1 protein-coding gene is annotated in these 264 nt (G+C 56.1%); it reads right to left on the minus strand.

Translation table 11 applies throughout. The annotated features are described in order from the left end of the window. On the minus strand, positions 1-264 hold a 264-nt coding region (locus AAEZ09_RS28490), incomplete at both ends, for a transglycosylase SLT domain-containing protein (protein ID WP_350601690.1).

The following is a 264-nucleotide window of genomic DNA, read 5'->3' on the forward strand; positions in this document are numbered from 1 at the left end:
CCATTGAACAGGCCGTGCAGATAACTCAGATAACGTAGCGCGGCGTTGGTCGACGCCGTGATATCGCGGCGGCCGTCGTACCAGTTGGTCTGACGAAGATTGAATTGACGACCCGTCGAGGGGATGAACTGCCAAAGCCCAACCGCATGAGCTGGGGAATAGGCAAAGGGGTCGTAAGAGCTTTCGATAATTGGCAGCAGTGCCAGCTCGAGAGGCATGTCGCGCTCTTCGAGCCGCTCGACAATGTAATGAATGTAGGGACTG

The sequence above is a fragment of the Pseudomonas sp. 65/3-MNA-CIBAN-0223 genome, assembly GCF_040310425.1.
GTDB classification, from domain to species: Bacteria; Pseudomonadota; Gammaproteobacteria; order Pseudomonadales; family Pseudomonadaceae; genus Aquipseudomonas; species Aquipseudomonas gregormendelii.